Raw genomic sequence first — 16,918 nt, 5'->3', positions numbered from 1 at the left:
GGAATCAGGCTGGGACGGCGTCTTTTGGCTTGATGATGGCGGGCGGCGGCGGGGTGCCGGCCGACGTCGTCAGCACCTCATAGCCCGTCTCGGTCACGAGGATCATGTGTTCCCACTGGGCCGACAGGCTGCGGTCTTTGGTCTTGATGGTCCAGCCGTCCGGCATTTCGCGGATCTCGCGGCGGCCCGCGTTGATCATCGGCTCGATCGTGAAGATCATGCCGGCTGCAAGCATCTCGCCCGTGCCGGGACGGCCATAGTGCAGCACCTGCGGCTCTTCGTGGAAGACCTTGCCGATGCCGTGGCCGCAGAATTCGCGCACGACGGAGTAACCCGCCTTTTCCGCGTGCTGCTGGATCACGTGGCCGATGTCGCCCAGGTGCGCGCCCGGTTTCACTTTCGAAATGCCCAGCCACATGCATTCGTAGGTGATCTCCGTCAGGCGGCGCGCCAGCTTGGACGGTTCGCCGATGAAGAACATGCGGCTGTTGTCGCCGTGATAACCGTCCTTCGTGATGACGGTGACGTCGATGTTGACGACGTCGCCGTTTTTCAGGACCTTGTCGCCCGGAATGCCGTGGCAGATCACATCGTTGACGGAGGTGCAGACGGCTTTCGGGAACGGCGGGTAGCCCGGCGGCGCATAGTTCAGCGGGGCGGGGACAGTGCCTTGCACGTTGACCATGTATTCATGGCAAAGGCGGTCCAGTTCGCCGGTCGTGACGCCCGGTTTGACGAAGGGCGTGATGTAGTCGAGCACCTCGGCGCCGAGGCGGCCGGCGATGCGCATGCCTTCGATGTCTTCCGGGGACTTGATGGAGATGGCCATAATGATCCGTTCTGCAATATGTTCTGTACCGGGCATTATATGTGATCCGGCAGCCGGTCGGGCCGCGGGGCGGCCCCCCGGCGGGGAGGTGCATGCGCGAGCGAGCTTGAAATTCGTGTCGAATCCCGCTAGAATCTCGGGTTGCTCGTGTTCGTATCGGGCAAGCTTGTGAAATCGAGCTTTTTTTAAATCGCGAACGCGGCCGACAAGGGTGCCCGGAAGGGTGTACTGGCCGTTGTTCAAGAAACCAACCCTGGAGAATTACAATGTCTGTCACTATGCGCGAAATGCTGGAAGCCGGTGTTCACTTCGGCCACCAGACCCGTTTCTGGAACCCGAAAATGGCGCCGTTCATCTTCGGTCATCGCAACAAGATCCACATCATCAACCTGGAAAAGACCATGGCGATGTACCAGGATGCGATGAAGACCATCAAGCAGATCGCCGCCAACCGCGGCACGATCCTGCTGGTGGGCACGAAGCGCCAGGCCCGCGACATCATCGCCGCCGAAGCACAGCGCGCCGGTGTGCCGTACGTCGACCAGCGCTGGCTGGGCGGCATGCTGACCAACTTCAAGACCATCAAGACCTCGATCAAGCGCCTGAAGGACATGGAAGCCGCCATCGAGTCGGGCGAAGTCGAGAAGATGAGCAAGAAAGAAGCGCTGATGTTCTCGCGCGAACTGGAAAAGCTGCAGAAGTCGATCGGCGGCATCAAGGACCTGCAAGGCGTGCCGGACGCGATCTTCGTCGTGGACGTCGGCTACCACAAGGGCGCCGTCACCGAAGCCGGCAAGCTGGGCATCCCGGTCATCGGCGTGGTCGACACCAACCACTCGCCCGAAGGCGTGACCCACGTCATCCCGGGTAACGACGACTCGTCGAAGGCCATCACCCTGTACGCACGCGGCGTCGCCGATGCGATCCTGGAAGGCCGTGCGAACGCCACCAACGAAGTCGCCGAGATGGTCAAGTCGGCTGACGACTTCGTCGAAGTTTCCGAGCAAGCTTAATTCCCGGCGGGCCGCGGCCCGCTGAGCTGTAAAGGGGCGCCGAGCCTAAGATCGAGCGCCCCTTTTTGCAAGCAATTCCAGGACAGATCAACAATCTTGCAAGACGTCGCACCGACGGCTTGCTCCGACTTTAGGAGAAATGACATGGCAGCGATTACTGCAGCGATGGTTGGCGAACTGCGCGCCAAGACCGACGCACCGATGATGGAATGCAAGAAGGCACTGAACGAAGCCGAAGGCGATATGGCACGTGCCGAAGAGATCCTGCGCGTCAAGCTGGGCGGCAAGGCCTCGAAAGCGGCGTCGCGTATCACCGCTGAAGGCGTGGTTGCCGCTTACGTCGCCGGCAACGTCGGCGCGCTGGTCGAAGTGAACAGCGAAACCGACTTCGTCGCCAAGAACGACGACTTCCTGGCCATGTGCAACCTGGCCGCCAAGCTGGTCGCCGAAAACAACCCGGCCGACGTCGCCGCGCTGGCCGCTCTGCCGGTCGATGGCAAGACGTTCGACGACGTGCGTACGGCACTGATCGGCAAAATCGGCGAGAATATGACCGTCCGCCGCTTCCAGCGCTTCGAAACCACCGGCAAGCTGGCGTCGTACCTGCACGGCACCCGCATCGGCGTGATCGTCGACTACGACGGCGCCGACGAGCAAGTCGGTAAAGACGTCGCGATGCACATCGCCGCGATGAAGCCGGTCGCCCTGTCGGCAGAGCAAGTGCCGGCCGAGCTGATCGAGAAAGAGCGTTCGGTCGCTCAGCTGAAAGCCCAGGAAGACGCCGACAAGGCCGTCGCCGAAGGCAAGCAGCCGCAATCGGCCGAGATCGTCGCCAAGCGTATCGATGGTTCGGTGCAGAAGTATCTGAAGGAAGTGTCGCTGCTGAACCAGGCGTTCGTGAAGAACGACAAGCAGAGCATCGAGCAGATGCTGAAGGCCACCAACACCACCGTGAAAGCATTCACGATGTACGTGGTCGGCGAAGGCATCGAGAAGAAAGTCGACGACTTCGCAGCGGAAGTGGCGGCCCAGATGGCTGCTGCCAAGCAGTAATAAAGAGAACGGGCCGCAAGGCCCGTTTTTACAACCGGCGGCGATCCCGTCCGGCGTAGTACCGAAACAGAAACATTCAATGACCTCAGGAGCCCCATTCATGACAAAACCAGCCTATCAACGAGTCCTCCTCAAACTGTCTGGCGAAGCGCTGATGGGCGACGATCCGTTCGGCATCAACCGCGCCACCATCGAACGCATGGTTGCCGACGTCGCGGAGGTGTCGAAGCTGGGTGTGGAACTGGCAGTGGTGATTGGCGGCGGTAACATCTTCCGCGGCGTGGCGCCGGGTGCGCAGGGCATGGACCGCGCGACGGCCGACTATATGGGCATGCTGGCCACCGTGATGAATGCGCTGGCGCTGGCCGACGCCATGCGCCAGCAGGGCATCACCGCGCGCGTGATGTCGGCCATCGGCATCGAGCAGGTGGTCGAGCCGTACGTGCGCCCGAAGGCGCTGCAATACCTGGAAGAGGGCAAGGTCGTCGTGTTCGCAGCCGGTACCGGCAACCCCTTCTTCACCACCGACACCGCCGCCGCGCTGCGGGGCTCGGAAATCTCGGCCGAAATTGTGTTGAAGGCAACCAAGGTCGATGGCGTATATACTGCCGATCCTAAGAAGGATCCGCACGCGACCCGCTACGAGCAGATTTCGTTCGATGAAGCGATCGCCAAGCACCTGCAGGTGATGGACGCCACCGCGTTCGCCCTGTGCCGCGACCAGAAGCTGCCGATCAAGGTGTTCTCGATCGTCAAGCCGGGTGCGCTCAAGCGCGTGATCATGGGCGAAGACGAGGGTACACTCGTACACGTTTAACTCAATATTAGAAACACAGGAGAGCAGCATGTCCGTAGCTGACGTTAAAAAAAGTGCCCAGGATAAGATGGCCAAGTCCATCGAAACCCTGAGAAGCAATCTGGCCAAGGTTCGCACCGGCCGCGCCCACACCGGCATCCTGGACCACGTGATGGTCGATTACTATGGTTCGCCGACCGCGCTGCCGATGGTCGCCAACCTGACCCTCATCGACGCCCGCACCATCGGCGTTCAGCCTTACGAAAAGAAGATGCTGAACGTCATCGAAAAGGCGATCCGCGAATCCGACCTGGGCCTGAACCCGTCGACGTTCGGCGATCTCGTCCGCGTGCCGACCCCGGCCCTGACCGAAGAGCGCCGCAAGGAAATGGTCAAGCTGTGCAAGTCGGAAGCGGAAGACGCGAAGATCGCCGTCCGCAACGTGCGCCGTGACGCCAACGAGCAGTTGAAGAAACTGGTCAAGGACAAGGCGATCTCGGAAGACGACGAGCGCCGCGCCCAGGACGATGTCCAGAAGATGACCGACAAGGCCGTCATCGACATCGACAAGCTGGTCGCCGAAAAAGAAAAAGAAGTCATGACGGTGTGATCGTCAAGGGCACCTCGAGAAACCGTCGCGAGCGGCGGCAATGTCGGTCGAGAAGCGCAGCTGTACGAGCAGTACAGCCGGTCCGCCGTAGCGGAGCATCGCAGGACGACAGTGCAACGCGCAGCAGGTTTATCGACGTGTCCGTATTGCGGCACTGGCAAGTGCCGCGTATCGTTGTGGACGTCGGACCGGCAGGCAAGGCCTGACCGGTCCGTTCCACCTTTTGTTGCTTTCCTTTTGCAGCCCGTTTGACCGCCATTTGGCCAGATTTATGATTTTCAAAAGTTCGACCACCGCAGTCCCGGAAGCGCCCAAGGTGCCGCGCCACGTCGCCATCATCATGGATGGCAATGGCCGCTGGGCGACCAAGCGCCTGCTGCCCCGCGTGGCCGGCCACGTCAAGGGCGTGGACGCCGTGCGCAAGATCGTCGAAGCGTGCGTGGAGCGTGGCGTCGAATACCTGACGCTGTTCGCGTTTTCGTCGGAAAACTGGCGCCGCCCGGCCGATGAAGTGTCCTACCTGATGGGCCTGTTCGTCTCCGCGCTCGAGCGCGAAGTGGCGAAGATGCATGCGAATAACATCCGCCTGAAAGTCGTGGGCGACCTGTCGCGCTTCGACGCCAAGCTGCAGGACATGATCGCCAACGCCGAACGCCGCACCGCGAACAATTCGCGCCTGACCGTCACCATCTGCGCCAACTACGGCGGCCGCTGGGACATCATGCAGGCGACAAGCAAGATGGTCGCCGCCAACCCGGGCGTGACGGAATTCACCGAAGAGATGCTGGCCCCGCACCTGGCGATGGCCTATGCGCCCGAGCCCGACCTGTTCATCCGCACCGGCGGCGAGGAGCGCATCTCCAACTTCCTCCTGTGGCAGCTCGCGTATTCGGAGCTGTACTTCACCGACACCTTCTGGCCGGACTTTTCGCCCGAATCGCTCGACACGGCGATCGCGTCCTACCAGAGCCGGGAGCGGCGCTTCGGCCGCACCGGCGAGCAGGTCGCAAACAAGGCCAAGACAAACTGATGCTCAAGACCCGCGTCATTACCGCCGTCGTCCTGCTGGCAGTGTTGCTGCCGGTCCTTTACTTCAACAACTACACGGCATTCGCGGTGGTGGCGACGGTGTTCTTCGGCGCCGCCATCTGGGAATGCTTCCGGCTGTTCAATCCGCACACGCACAATGCCCACGTGATCGCCATCGTGTGGGCGGCCGTCTTCGCGATGTCCGTGTTCACGGGGCATACGAACCTGTCGTTCTGGGCCGCGCTCAGCGTGGCCTTGTGGATCGCCCGGTTCGCGCCGTCGCTGAAGATCGGCCTGCCGCCGCTGGGCACGCCGGCGAATACGCTGCTGAGCCTCGTGTATGCGTTCGCCGTGGTCGGCTGCTTCGCCGCCATCGTCGACCTGTACTCGCATTCGCCGCTGTTCCTGCTGTCCGTGCTCGCAATCGTGTGGGTGGCCGACATCGGCGCCTATTTCTCCGGCAAGGCGTTCGGCAAGAACAAGCTGGCGCCATCGATCTCGCCCGGCAAATCGTGGGAAGGCGCGGTCGGCGGCGGCATCGCCGTGCTCGTGCTGGGCGGCCTCTCGGTCCAGTTCGGCGGCGACGCCTTTGCGAACACCTTCGCCGCGCGCGTCCAGCATCACTACGGCTGGCCGGCGCTCGTCGTGGTGCTCGTGCTGATGGTGGCCGCCAGCATCGTCGGCGACCTGTTCGAATCCCAGCTCAAGCGGCGCGCCGGCATGAAGGACAGCAGCAACCTGCTGCCCGGCCATGGCGGCGTGCTGGACCGCATCGACGCGCTGGTCCCCGTGCTGCCTCTCGCCGCCCTGATCGGCGCGCGGCTGTAAGACACCAGGCCGTTCCAACGCGGGCGGGCGCCGTCGCTACGCCCGCCGTGCCAGAATGATTCATCGCCGTGGCGTAAATCAACTCCGGCGCCGGCCCATGTTGGAGCGACCTTGACAATGGAACGCAACATGCAACGCATCACTATTCTGGGCGCCACCGGTTCGATCGGCGTCTCGACCCTCGACGTGCTCGCGCGTCATCCCGACAAATACCGTGTCTACGCGCTGTCCGCGCATGAACGCGTGGACGCGCTCGCCGCGCAGTGCCGCGCGTTCCGTCCGCAGCGCGCCGTCGTCGGCTCGCCGGAGGCTGCCGCGCGCCTGCGCGAGCTGCTGGCGGACCTGGCGATCGACGTCGCGCATGGCGAGGCGGCGCTGTGCGAGATCGCGTCCAGTCCCGACACCGACACGGTGATGGCCGCCATCGTCGGCGCCGCCGGCCTCGCGCCCACGCTCGCGGCCGCGCGCGCGGGCAAGAAGATCCTGCTGGCGAACAAGGAAGCGCTCGTCATGTCCGGCCAGCTGTTCATGGACGCCGTCAAGGAACACAAGGCGACCTTGCTGCCGATCGACTCCGAGCACAACGCCATTTTCCAGTCCCTGCCGGGCAACTATACGAGTCATGCGGGTCGTTCGCCGGACGCGGCGGGCGTGGCCAAGATCCTGCTGACGGCATCGGGCGGTCCGTTCCTGCAGCGCGCCGTCGAGACGCTGGAACACGTCACGCCGGAGGAAGCCTGCAAGCATCCGAACTGGTCGATGGGCCGCAAGATCTCCGTCGACTCGGCCACGATGATGAACAAGGGGCTCGAAGTGATCGAGGCCCACTGGCTGTTCGGCGCGCCGGCCGACCGGATCGACGTCGTCATCCACCCGCAAAGCGTGATCCACTCGATGGTGTCGTACGTCGACGGCTCCGTGCTGGCCCAGCTGGGCAACCCGGACATGCGCACGCCCATCGCCCACGCTCTCGCCTACCCGGAACGCATCGCGTCCGGCGTCGACCAGCTCGACCTGACGACGCTCGCCGCGCTGGCCTTCCACAAGCCCGACTTCGACCGCTTCCCATGCCTCGCGCTCGCGTTCGACGCGTTGCGCGCGGGCGGTACGGCGCCGGCCTTGCTGAACGCGGCGAACGAAGTCGCGGTCCAAGCCTTCCTGGAGCGCCGCATCGGCTTCCGCGCCATCGACCGCGTCGTACGCCGCGTGATGGACGAGAACCCGCACGGCGCGGCTTCCAGCATCGAGGCCGTGATGGCCCAGGACGCGCGTGCCCGCGCCGCGGCCGGACGCATCGTGCATGCGTTGTCAGCATAAATCCTGCGGGCCCTGACGGGAGAAAGTCATGAACCTGATCCACACCCTGCTGGCGTTCATCCTGGCGCTGGGCCCCCTGATCATCTTCCACGAGCTGGGCCACTACGTCGTCGCGCGCCTGTGCGGCGTGAAGGTGCTGCGCTTCTCGATCGGCATGGGCCGCATCGTCTGGTCGCGCCGCTTCGGCCCCGACCAGACGGAATGGGCGATCTCCGCGCTGCCCATCGGCGGCTACGTCAAGATGCTCGACGCGCGCGATCCGTCGACCGCGCCCACCGACGACCGCGACCTGCCGCGCGAATTCACGCACCAGAACGTATGGAAGCGCATCGCCATCGTGGCGGCGGGCCCCATCGCCAACTTCATCCTCGCCATCCTCGTGATGGCCGCGCTGTTCATGCACGGGAAAGAGGAGCCGGGCACGCGCCTGCGCGCCATGGCGCCGACGTCCGCCGTGTACATGGCGGGCGTGCGCGGCGGCGACGTCGTCACGGCCGTCAACGGCCGCCCCGTGCAATCGTGGACGGAGCTGCGCTGGGAAATCGTGCGCGCGGCCATCGACAAGCGCGCGGCCGAACTGACCCTGCGCGGGACGGGCACGGCCACTTACCGCGCCGTGCTGCCGGCCGACCGCATGGCGAGCCTGGACGTCGACGGCGACGTGCTGGGCGCGCTCGGCATGCAGCTGTGGCGCCCGCGGCCCGTCATCGACAAGGTGCTGCCGGACGGCGCCGCCGCGCGCGCGGGCCTGCGCCAGGGCGACCTCGTGACGTCCATCGACGGTAAAGCCATCACGGACGGCATCGCCTTCATCGAGGCGGTGCGCGGCGCGGCCGGCAAGACCCTGCAGGTCGGGGTGCAGCGGGGCGACCAGCAGCTCATGCTCGCGCTCACGCCGGACCGCGACCCGCAGTCGGGCAAGGGGCTGGTCAAACTGATGATCGCGCAGGCGCCGGAGATGGTGACCGTGAAGGCGGGCCCGCTCGATGCGCTGGCGAAGGGGGCGCAGCGCACGTGGGAGACGAGCGCGATGACGGTCAAGATGATCGCCAAGATGATCGTGGGCGAGGTCTCGCTGAAAAACGTGACGGGTCCGATCACCATCGCCGACGTCGCCGGACAGACCGCCCGCTCGGGGCTGGAGCCCTTCCTGGAGTTCATCGCGTTCATCTCCATCAGCCTGGGCGTAATGAATCTGTTACCAATTCCCGTTCTGGACGGTGGCCATTTGCTGTATTATTCGCTGGAAGTTTTGACCGGGCGACCCTTGCCCGCGCGGATCGGCGAGATCGCGCAGCGTGCCGGGGTGGGCCTGCTGTTCATGCTGATGGCGCTTGCCGTCTTCAACGACCTGGTGCGGCTGCTCTGAACACACGGCACTCCGATACCTACGCTGCGCCCGCGGCGGGCATCGGAGTGTCCGGCTTAGGTGGTACAAGCCCCGGCGAAGAATACGTAACGTTGTCCAATGACTGACCCATTGATCTAACCGATGAATTTACAACCCGAACGTTTTGCCCAATCGCGCTTTGCCTTGCCCTCCCGTCGCAGCATGATCGGCGCAGCCGTGCTGGCCCTGTGCGCCGGCCACGCTGCCGCCGTCGCTCCCTTCGTCGTGAAGGACATCCGGGTCGAAGGCATCCAGCGGACCGAGGCAGGCACGGTGTTCAGCTACCTGCCGGTGCGCGTGGGCGAGACCTTCGACGATGAAAAAGGCACGGCCGCGATCAAGGCGCTGTATGCGACCGGCTTCTTCAAGGACATCCGCCTGGAAGAAGAAAACGGCGTGCTGGTGGTGCTGGTCGAGGAACGTCCGGCCATCGCCTCGGTGGAATTCACCGGCACCAAGGAATTCGAAAAGGACATGCTCGTCAAGGCGCTGAAGGAAATCGGCGTGGGCGAGACCAAGATCTTCGACAAGGCGTCGGTCGACCGCGCCGAGCAGGAGCTCAAGCGCCAGTACCTGTCGCATGGCCTGTACGGCGTCAAGATCACGACCACCGTCACCCCGATCGAGCGTAACCGCGTGAACATCATGTTCAACGTGGACGAGGGCGACGTCGCCAAGATCAAGCAGATCAACATCGTCGGCAACAAGGCGTTCTCCGACAAGGAGCTGCGCGCGCTGCTGCAGCTGAACACGTCCGGCTGGTTCACCTGGTATTCGAAGGCCGACCAGTACTCGAAGCAGAAGCTCACGGGCGACCTGGAATCGATCAAGTCGTGGTACCTGAATCACGGCTACCTCGAGGTGAACGTCGAGTCCACGCAGGTCTCGATCACCCCGGACAAGAAGGACATCTACCTCACCATCAACATCACGGAAGGCGAGAAGTACACCGTCTCCGGCGTCAAGATGGACGGCGAGATGTTCGGCCGCGAGGAAGAGCTCAAGAACCTGATTCTGTTGAAGCCGGGCCAGACCTATTCGGGCGACCTGCAGGAAGCGTCGAACAAGCGCATCGCCGACCGCCTCGCGAGCTTCGGCTACGCGTTCGCGAACGTCACCGCGAACCCCGAGATCAACCGCGAGAAGCGCGAAGTCGCCTTCACGTTCTTCGTCGACCCGGGCAAGCGCGCGTACGTGCGCCACATGACCATCTCGGGCAATACGATCACCCGCGACGAAGTGATCCGCCGCGAATTCCGCCAGTTCGAGAGCTCGTGGTACGACCCGAACCGGGTGAAGCTGTCGCGCGACCGCGTCGACCGCCTCGGCTACTTCAAGGACGTGACGGTCGAGACGCCGGAAGCGCAGGGCACCAACGACGCCGTGGACGTGAACATCGCCGTCGTCGAAAAACCGACCGGTAACTTCATGGTCGGCGGCGCGTTCTCGCAGGCGGAAAAATTCACCTTCACGGCATCCGTCACGCAGGCCAACTTCGCCGGCAGCGGCAATACCGTCGGCGTAGAACTGAACACGAGCCGCTACAACCGCACGATCTCGTTCGCGCAGACCAACCCGTACTTCACGGACGACGGCATCTCGCGCGCGTTCCAGCTGTACCTGCGCACGTCGCGTCCGCCGGCGCTGAACATCGGTTCGTACACCGTGCGCCAGCAGGGCGGCAACCTGACGTTCGGCGTACCGTTCTCGGAAATCGACACCGTCTACTTCGGCGCCGGCGTGGAACGCACGCGTCTCGAAACGGACGAGAGCTCGCCCACCCTGTACAAGCAGTTCGTGATGCAGAACTCGAAGGACGCGGTCGCGAAGAGCACGGGCGTCGGCACCGCGACGACGAACGCGATCCCGTTCACCGTGGCATGGGGCCGCGATTCGCGCGATTCCGCCATCACCCCGACGCGCGGCCGCTACCAGCGCGCGAACCTGGAAGTCGACTTCCTCGGCGACGCCAAGTATTACCGTATCGTCTACGACCACGAGTGGTACCGTCCGATCACGCGCTGGATGACGCTGGCGCTGAAGGGTGAACTGGACTACGGCGCGGGCCTCGGCGGTCACTCGTACCCGGTCTTCAAGAACTTCTACGGCGGCGGCATCGGCTCGGTGCGCGGCTACGAAAGTTCGTCGCTGGGTATCGTCGACCCGTTCACGTACGACGCCCTGGGCGGCGCCAAGCGCGTGATCGGTAACGCCGAACTGCAGTTCCCGTTCCCGGGCAGCGGCCAGGACCGCTCGCTGCGCTGGTTCACCTTCGCCGACACGGGCCAGGTCTTCCAGGAGCACGAACCGATCCGCACGTCGCAGCTGCGCTACTCGGCGGGTATCGGCCTGTCGTGGATTTCCCCGGTGGGCCCGCTGAAGTTGAGTTATGCTAAGCCCTTGAACGCGAAGCCGGGCGACCGCCTGGAGCGCTTCCAGTTCCAGATGGGTACCGGTTTCTGATCCGCCCATCGCCCAGAACAAGGATTGCGAAGAATATGTTGAAAAAATCGTTAGCCTCGCTGCCGCGTAGCCTGGTGCTGGCGCTGCTGTGTGCCGGCGCGATGGCGCAGACGTCCGCGCAGACCGCTGCGCCGGGCCGCATCGGATTCGTCTACACGGAACGCCTGATGACCGAGTCCAAGCTGGCCAAGGCGGCGGACGCGAAGCTGCAGGCCGAATTCTCCAAGCGCCAGAAGCAGGTCGACGACATGCTGCAGCGCTATAAGCAAAGCCGCGAGAAATTCGACGACGAGGCGCCGAAATTGTCCGACGTCGACCGCACCAAGCGCACGCGCGAACTGCTTGACATGGAAAAGGATGTGCAGCGCATGCAGCGCGAGTACAACGAGGACCTGTTCCAGCGGAAGAACGAGGAGCGCGCCGCCATCGCGCAGAAAGCCTATAAACTGATCGAACAGGTGGCCGAGCAGGACCATCTCGACGTCGTGCTGCAGGAAGCCATCTGGACCAGTCCGCGCATCGACATCACCGATCGCATCCTCAAACTGCTCGACAAGTAAGCGCGCGAGCAAGTAGGCCAACACGGCTCTGGACGCCGGCCGGCTTGATGAGCGGCCGGCAGTTTTCACTTCTTTTACGGAACGACCACGATGGGCACTCGACTGGGTGATTTGGTCGAACGCTTCGGTGGGCAGCTGGTGGGTGACCCGAACCTCGAGGTTCAGGGCATCGCACCGCTCGATAGCGCCGGCGATTCGCACATCAGCTTTCTCAGCAACAGTAAATTGCGCGCGCTGGCCGCACAGAGCCAGGCAGCGGCGCTGATCGTCTCGCCGCTCGACGACGCCACCGTCGCCACGACCTACGCCGGCGCGCGCATCGTCACCACCAATCCCTACGCCTACTTCGCCCGCGCCGCCCAGTATTTCGCGGCGCTGGACGAGATCGTGCCGCCGGCCGGCATCCACCCCAGCGCCGTCGTGCACGACACGGCGCGAATCGATCCGAGCGCGCACATCGGCCCGAACGTGACGGTGGAGGCGGGCGCCGTGATCGCAGCGGGCGTCCGCATCGACGCCGGCTCCTTCGTCGGCCGCGACGCCGAGATCGGCGAGGACACGCATTTGTTCGCGAACGTGACGTTCCATGCGCGCTGCCGGATCGGCAAGCGCGGCATCCTGCATTCGGGTGCCGTGATCGGCACCGACGGTTTCGGCTTCGCGCGCGAGAACGGCGTGTACATCAAGATCCCGCAGACGGGCCGCGTGCTGCTGGGCGACGACGTCGACATCGGCGCCAACACGACCATCGACCGCGGTGCGCTCGACGACACCGTCATCGAGGATGGCGTGAAGCTCGACAACCAGATCCAGATCGGCCATAACTGCCGCATCGGCGCGAACACGGCGATGGCCGGCTGCGTGGGGGTAGCCGGCAGCGCGAAGATCGGCAAGAATTGCACGTTCGGCGGCGCGGCCATGGTGCTGGGCCACCTGGAAATCGCGGACAACGTCCACATCTCCTCCGGCAGCATGGTGTCGCGCTCCGTGCTGGAACCGGGGCAGTACACCGGCTTTTATCCGCTGGCCAAGAACGCCGAATGGGAAAAGAGCGCCGCCATCGTGCGCAACCTGTCCTCGCTGCGCGAGAAGATGCGCAGCCTCGAAAAACAGATCAAACAACTCACACAAGCACCAGAACAAAAATGACCACCGAAGCTACTAACGCCAACAGCGCGAAAACCCTGGGGATCAACGAGATCAAGGAATACCTGCCGCACCGCTACCCGCTGCTGCTGGTGGACCGTGTGGTCGACTATGAACTGGGCAAGACCATCACCGCCATCAAGAACGTGACCGTCAACGAAGAATTCTTCAACGGCCACTTCCCGCACAAGCCGGTGATGCCGGGCGTGCTGATGATCGAGGCGCTGGCGCAGACGGCCGCGATCCTGTCGTTCATGACCATGAACGTCAAGCCGGACGAGAACTCCGTCGTGTACTTCGTCGGCATCGACAACGCGCGCTTCAAGCGCCCCGTCGAACCGGGCGACCAGCTCAAGATGGACGTCGAGATCCTGCGCACGTCGCGCGGCATCTGGAAGTACAAGGCCACCGCGAGCGTCGACGGCAAGGTCGCCGTCGAAGCGGAACTGATGTGCACCATCCGGGCAAACGAAAAAGCGGGGCAGTGATGAGCAAGGTGCACCCGAGCGCGATCGTCGACCCGAAGGCGGAGCTGGACAGCTCCGTCGAGGTCGGCCCGTATTCGATCATCGGTCCGGACGTGCGCATCGGCGCCGGCACCGTGGTGGGGCCGCACGTGGTCATCGAAGGCCACACGACGATCGGCCGCGACAACCGCATCTTCCAGTTCGCGTCGCTGGGCGCCGCCCCGCAGGACAAGAAGTGGGCCGGCGAGCCGACCCGCCTGGAGATCGGCGACCGCAACACGATCCGCGAATTCTGCACGTTCAACCTCGGTACCGCGCAGGACGCGGGCGTGACGCGCCTCGGCAGCGACAACTGGATGTCGGCGTACACGCACCTTGCGCACGACTGCCAGGTCGGCAGCAACACGATCTTCTCGAACAATGCGCAGCTCGCGGGCCACGTGCACGTGGGCGACTGGGCGATCCTGTCCGGCTACTGCGGCGTGCACCAGTTCTGCAAGATCGGCGCCCACGCCTTCATCGGCATGTACACGAGCCTCACGCAGGACGTGCCGCCGTTCGTCCTCGTCTCCGGCAACCCGGCCGAGGCGCACGGCGTGAACATCGAAGGCCTCAAGCGCCGCGGCTTCACGCGCGAGCAGATCAACGGCATCCGCAGCGCGTACAAGCACATCTACCGCTCCGGCCTCACGCTGGAAGAGGCGAAGGCGAAGCTGGCGGAGGAAGAAGGCACTGCCGGCGACGCCGCGCCGCAGATTCGCGCGATGCGCGAGTTCCTCGACACGACGACCCGTGGGATCGTGCGCTGACGTGAAGCTCGCCCTCGTGGCCGGCGAAGTCTCCGGCGACCTGCTGGCCGCGCGCCTGATGGAAGGCCTCAAGCCGCATCTGCCGGGCGTATCGTTTTCCGGCATCGGCGGCCCGCGGATGCTGGAAGCGGGCCTCGTCTCCGACGTCCCGATGGACACGCTCACCGTGCGCGGCCTGCTGCCCGTCTTGATGCGTTACCGCGAACTGAAGGGCATCCAGAACCGCCTGCGCGACCGCCTGCTGGCCGAACGTCCGGCCGCGTTCATCGGCGCCGACTACCCCGGCTTCAATCTCGGCCTGGAAGAACAGCTGCGCGCGGCCGGCATCCCGACCGTGCACTTCGTCGGCCCGCAGATCTGGGCGTGGCGGGGCGGCCGCATCAAGAAGATCCAGCGCGCCGTGTCGCACATGCTCGTGATCTTCCCGTTCGAGGAAGAGATTTATCAGAAGGCCGGCGTCCCCGTCACGTACATCGGCCATCCGCTGGCGGAGACGATTCCGTTGGTGCCGGACGTAGCGGCCGCGCGGCGCCAGCTCGGCCTGCCCGAGACTGCGAAAGTCGTGACCGTCATGCCGGGCAGCCGCATGTCGGAAATTAAATACCTGACGGAGCCGTACGTCCGCACGGTGAAGCTGCTGGCGGCGCGCGATTCCAGCGTGCGCTTCATCGCGCCGATGGCGGGCGCGCGCCAGAAGGCGTATTTTATGGAGCTGGTGGCGAAAGCCGGCTTGCAGGACGTCCCGCTGCAGCTCATCGACGGCGAATCGCATGCGTGCATCGCGGCGGCCGACGCCGTGCTGGCCGCATCCGGCACCGCCACGCTGGAAGTGGCGCTGTTCAAGAAGCCGATGGTGATCGCGTACAAGGTCTTGCAGGCCGAGTGGCTGCTCATCCGGAACATGGGGTATCTGCCGTGGATCGGGCTGCCGAACATCCTGGCGCGCGACTTCGTCGTGCCGGAATTCCTGCAGCACGCGGCCACGCCGGAAGCGCTGGCGGACGCCCTCTGGTTCCAGCTTGAGGACGAGAACAACCGGGTGAAGCTGCGCGAGCGCTTCACCGAAATGCATCACAGCCTGCTGCGCGACAGCGCGCGCGAAAGCGCCCGCGCCGTGCTGCAGGTGATAGGCAAAGCATGAGAAACACGAGAACGAAGGCGGTCAATTTCTACCCAGGCCTGCCCGTGAAGAACCGGCCGTTCACGCTCGAGGACATCGTCTGCGGCGTGGACGAGGCCGGGCGCGGCCCGCTGGCCGGCCCCGTGTTCGCGGCCGCCGTGATCCTCGATCCGGCGCGGCCGATCGAGGGCCTGCGCGACTCGAAAAAGCTGACGGAAGCGCGGCGCGACGAGCTGGCCCCGCTCATCAAGGCGCACGCGTTGGCATGGGCCATCGCCGAATGCTCGCACACGGAAATCGACACGCTGAACATCCTGCAGGCGACGATGCTGGCGATGCGCCGCGCGGTCGAGCAGCTGGCGACCGTGCCCACCATCGCCCTCATCGACGGCAACCGCTGCCCGCAGTTCGCGCCGCACATCCGCGCGCACGCGGTGGTGGAGGGCGACGACAAGGTGCATGCGATTTCGGCCGCGTCGATCCTCGCGAAGACGGCGCGCGACGCCGCTCTGGTCGCGCTGCACGAGACCTATCCGCAATACGCGTTCGACCAGCACAAGGGCTACTCGACGGCGCTGCATCTGGCGCGCCTGCGCGAGCATGGCCCGAGTCCCGTGCACCGGCGCAGCTTCGCGCCCGTGCGGGCGCTGATCGAGCCGGACCTGTTCGGGGAGTTCGCATGAAGAGTGTCACCTCGCGCGACAACCCGTTTTATAAAGAACTGAAGCACCTCGCCGGCAGCAGCCACGCGCTGCGCAAGGCGGGGCGTTCGCTGCTGGACGGCGTGCACCTGTGCCAGGCCTACCTCGATCTGATCGGCCAGCCGCTGCACTGCATCGTGTCCGAAGGCGCGCTGGCCAATCCCGAAGTGGCCGCCATCGTCGACCGCGTGGAAGCGGCACGGGCGTCCGCCCAGTCGACCGTGATTTCGCTGCCGGATGCGCTGTTCGGCGCGCTGAGTCAGGTCGAACACGGCATCCATCTGCTGTTCCTCGTCGACACGCCGCGGCCCGCGACACCGGAAGCGCTGGTGCAATCGGCCGTGCTGCTGGACGGCGTGCAAGACCCCGGCAATGCCGGTTCGATCCTGCGCAGCGCCGGCGCGGCCGGCATCCGGCAGGTGTATTGCAGCCCCGGCACGGCGTCGATCTGGTCGCCGAAGGTATTGCGGGCCGCGATGGGCGCCCATTTCGTGCTGGAGATCTTCGAGAACGTCGACCTGGCGGCGCTCGTGCGCGCGGCGCGGGTGCCCGTGCTCGCGACGAGCGGCTATGCGAGCGAACGGATCTACGACGTCGACCTGTCCCGTCCCGTCGCCTGGCTGCTGGGCCACGAAGGGAAGGGCGTGTCGGACACGCTCCTGAACCTCGCCACGCACCGCGTCGTCATCCCGCACGCGGGCGCGGTGGAATCGCTGAACGTGGCCGCCTGCGCGGCCGTATGCTTCTTCGAACAGCTGCGCCAGCAACAGGGGGCATAGACGCGACC

Annotated in this window: 17 protein-coding genes; 16 read left to right on the top strand and 1 reads right to left on the bottom strand. The window is 64.7% G+C overall.

Translation table 11 applies throughout. The features are described from left to right. Positions 1 to 4: 4 nt before the first annotated feature. Positions 5 to 829 carry a type I methionyl aminopeptidase gene (gene map, locus BVG12_RS07830; protein ID WP_075791939.1) on the bottom strand — a complete coding sequence of 275 codons (825 nt, stop codon included), beginning with the start codon at positions 827 to 829 and terminating at the stop codon, positions 5 to 7. Positions 830 to 1,095: 266 nt separating this feature from the next. Here map and rpsB point away from each other — a divergent pair, with 266 nt between their 5' ends. The 16 genes from rpsB (at position 1,096) to BVG12_RS07750 (ending at position 16,910) form a co-directional block, all read left to right on the top strand. Next, entirely contained in the window at positions 1,096 to 1,842 is a 747-nt protein-coding gene (rpsB, locus tag BVG12_RS07825; protein ID WP_075791938.1) for a 30S ribosomal protein S2, read from the top strand. A 144-nt stretch (positions 1,843 to 1,986) separates the two neighbouring features. Then, the gene (gene tsf, locus BVG12_RS07820; protein WP_075791937.1) at positions 1,987 to 2,895 is read left to right on the top strand and encodes a translation elongation factor Ts; all 909 of its coding nucleotides are present in this window, start codon (positions 1,987 to 1,989) and stop codon (positions 2,893 to 2,895) included. Positions 2,896 to 2,995: 100 nt separating this feature from the next. After that, complete coding sequence (gene pyrH / locus BVG12_RS07815; RefSeq protein WP_036228558.1) at positions 2,996 to 3,712, top strand: UMP kinase; 717 nt, start codon at positions 2,996 to 2,998, stop codon at positions 3,710 to 3,712. Positions 3,713 to 3,740: 28 nt separating this feature from the next. After that, positions 3,741 to 4,301: a ribosome recycling factor gene (frr, locus tag BVG12_RS07810; RefSeq protein ID WP_075791936.1), complete on the top strand. Its 561-nt coding sequence runs from the start codon at positions 3,741 to 3,743 to the stop codon at positions 4,299 to 4,301. Positions 4,302 to 4,572: 271 nt separating this feature from the next. After that, on the top strand, positions 4,573 to 5,331 hold the full coding sequence (gene uppS / locus BVG12_RS07805; protein ID WP_075791935.1) for a polyprenyl diphosphate synthase: 759 nt from the start codon (positions 4,573 to 4,575) through the stop codon (positions 5,329 to 5,331). Beyond that, complete coding sequence (locus BVG12_RS07800) at positions 5,331 to 6,158, top strand: phosphatidate cytidylyltransferase (protein ID WP_075791934.1); 828 nt, start codon at positions 5,331 to 5,333, stop codon at positions 6,156 to 6,158. Before uppS ends, BVG12_RS07800 begins: the two co-directional genes overlap by 1 nt. A 129-nt stretch (positions 6,159 to 6,287) precedes the next feature. Continuing rightward, a complete protein-coding gene (ispC, locus tag BVG12_RS07795; protein WP_075796255.1) occupies positions 6,288 to 7,475 on the top strand; it encodes a 1-deoxy-D-xylulose-5-phosphate reductoisomerase in 1,188 nt (395 codons plus the stop codon). A 28-nt stretch (positions 7,476 to 7,503) separates the two neighbouring features. Beyond that, complete coding sequence (rseP, locus tag BVG12_RS07790; RefSeq protein WP_075791933.1) at positions 7,504 to 8,844, top strand: RIP metalloprotease RseP; 1,341 nt, start codon at positions 7,504 to 7,506, stop codon at positions 8,842 to 8,844. 123 nt (positions 8,845 to 8,967) lie between these two features. Continuing rightward, positions 8,968 to 11,328: an outer membrane protein assembly factor BamA gene (gene bamA, locus BVG12_RS07785; RefSeq protein ID WP_075791932.1), complete on the top strand. Its 2,361-nt coding sequence runs from the start codon at positions 8,968 to 8,970 to the stop codon at positions 11,326 to 11,328. Between the two features lie 35 nt (positions 11,329 to 11,363). Then, the gene (locus BVG12_RS07780) at positions 11,364 to 11,888 is read left to right on the top strand and encodes an OmpH/Skp family outer membrane protein (RefSeq protein ID WP_075791931.1); all 525 of its coding nucleotides are present in this window, start codon (positions 11,364 to 11,366) and stop codon (positions 11,886 to 11,888) included. A 90-nt stretch (positions 11,889 to 11,978) separates the two neighbouring features. Then, positions 11,979 to 13,037 (top strand): UDP-3-O-(3-hydroxymyristoyl)glucosamine N-acyltransferase, encoded by a 1,059-nt coding sequence (lpxD, locus tag BVG12_RS07775; protein ID WP_075791930.1) that lies wholly within the window; start codon positions 11,979 to 11,981, stop codon positions 13,035 to 13,037. Then, positions 13,034 to 13,522, top strand: coding sequence for a 3-hydroxyacyl-ACP dehydratase FabZ (gene fabZ, locus BVG12_RS07770; RefSeq protein ID WP_075791929.1), 489 nt, complete (start codon positions 13,034 to 13,036; stop codon positions 13,520 to 13,522). The genes lpxD and fabZ overlap by 4 nt, the downstream gene beginning before the upstream one ends. Further along, complete coding sequence (gene lpxA, locus BVG12_RS07765; protein ID WP_075791928.1) at positions 13,522 to 14,310, top strand: acyl-ACP--UDP-N-acetylglucosamine O-acyltransferase; 789 nt, start codon at positions 13,522 to 13,524, stop codon at positions 14,308 to 14,310. The genes fabZ and lpxA overlap by 1 nt, the downstream gene beginning before the upstream one ends. Before the next feature lie 58 nt (positions 14,311 to 14,368). After that, positions 14,369 to 15,451: a lipid-A-disaccharide synthase gene (lpxB, locus tag BVG12_RS07760; protein WP_370662842.1), complete on the top strand. Its 1,083-nt coding sequence runs from the start codon at positions 14,369 to 14,371 to the stop codon at positions 15,449 to 15,451. Then, positions 15,448 to 16,113: a ribonuclease HII gene (gene rnhB / locus BVG12_RS07755; RefSeq protein WP_083684755.1), complete on the top strand. Its 666-nt coding sequence runs from the start codon at positions 15,448 to 15,450 to the stop codon at positions 16,111 to 16,113. Before lpxB ends, rnhB begins: the two co-directional genes overlap by 4 nt. Beyond that, positions 16,110 to 16,910, top strand: coding sequence for a TrmH family RNA methyltransferase (locus BVG12_RS07750; protein WP_075791926.1), 801 nt, complete (start codon positions 16,110 to 16,112; stop codon positions 16,908 to 16,910). The genes rnhB and BVG12_RS07750 overlap by 4 nt, the downstream gene beginning before the upstream one ends. The last annotated feature ends 8 nt before the right edge of the window (positions 16,911 to 16,918 follow it).

Source organism: Massilia putida, assembly GCF_001941825.1.
In the GTDB taxonomy this organism is placed as follows: Bacteria; Pseudomonadota; Gammaproteobacteria; order Burkholderiales; family Burkholderiaceae_D; genus Telluria; species Telluria putida.
Note: the sequence above shows the minus strand (reverse complement) of the source record. Positions and strands in the feature narration are given on the sequence as shown.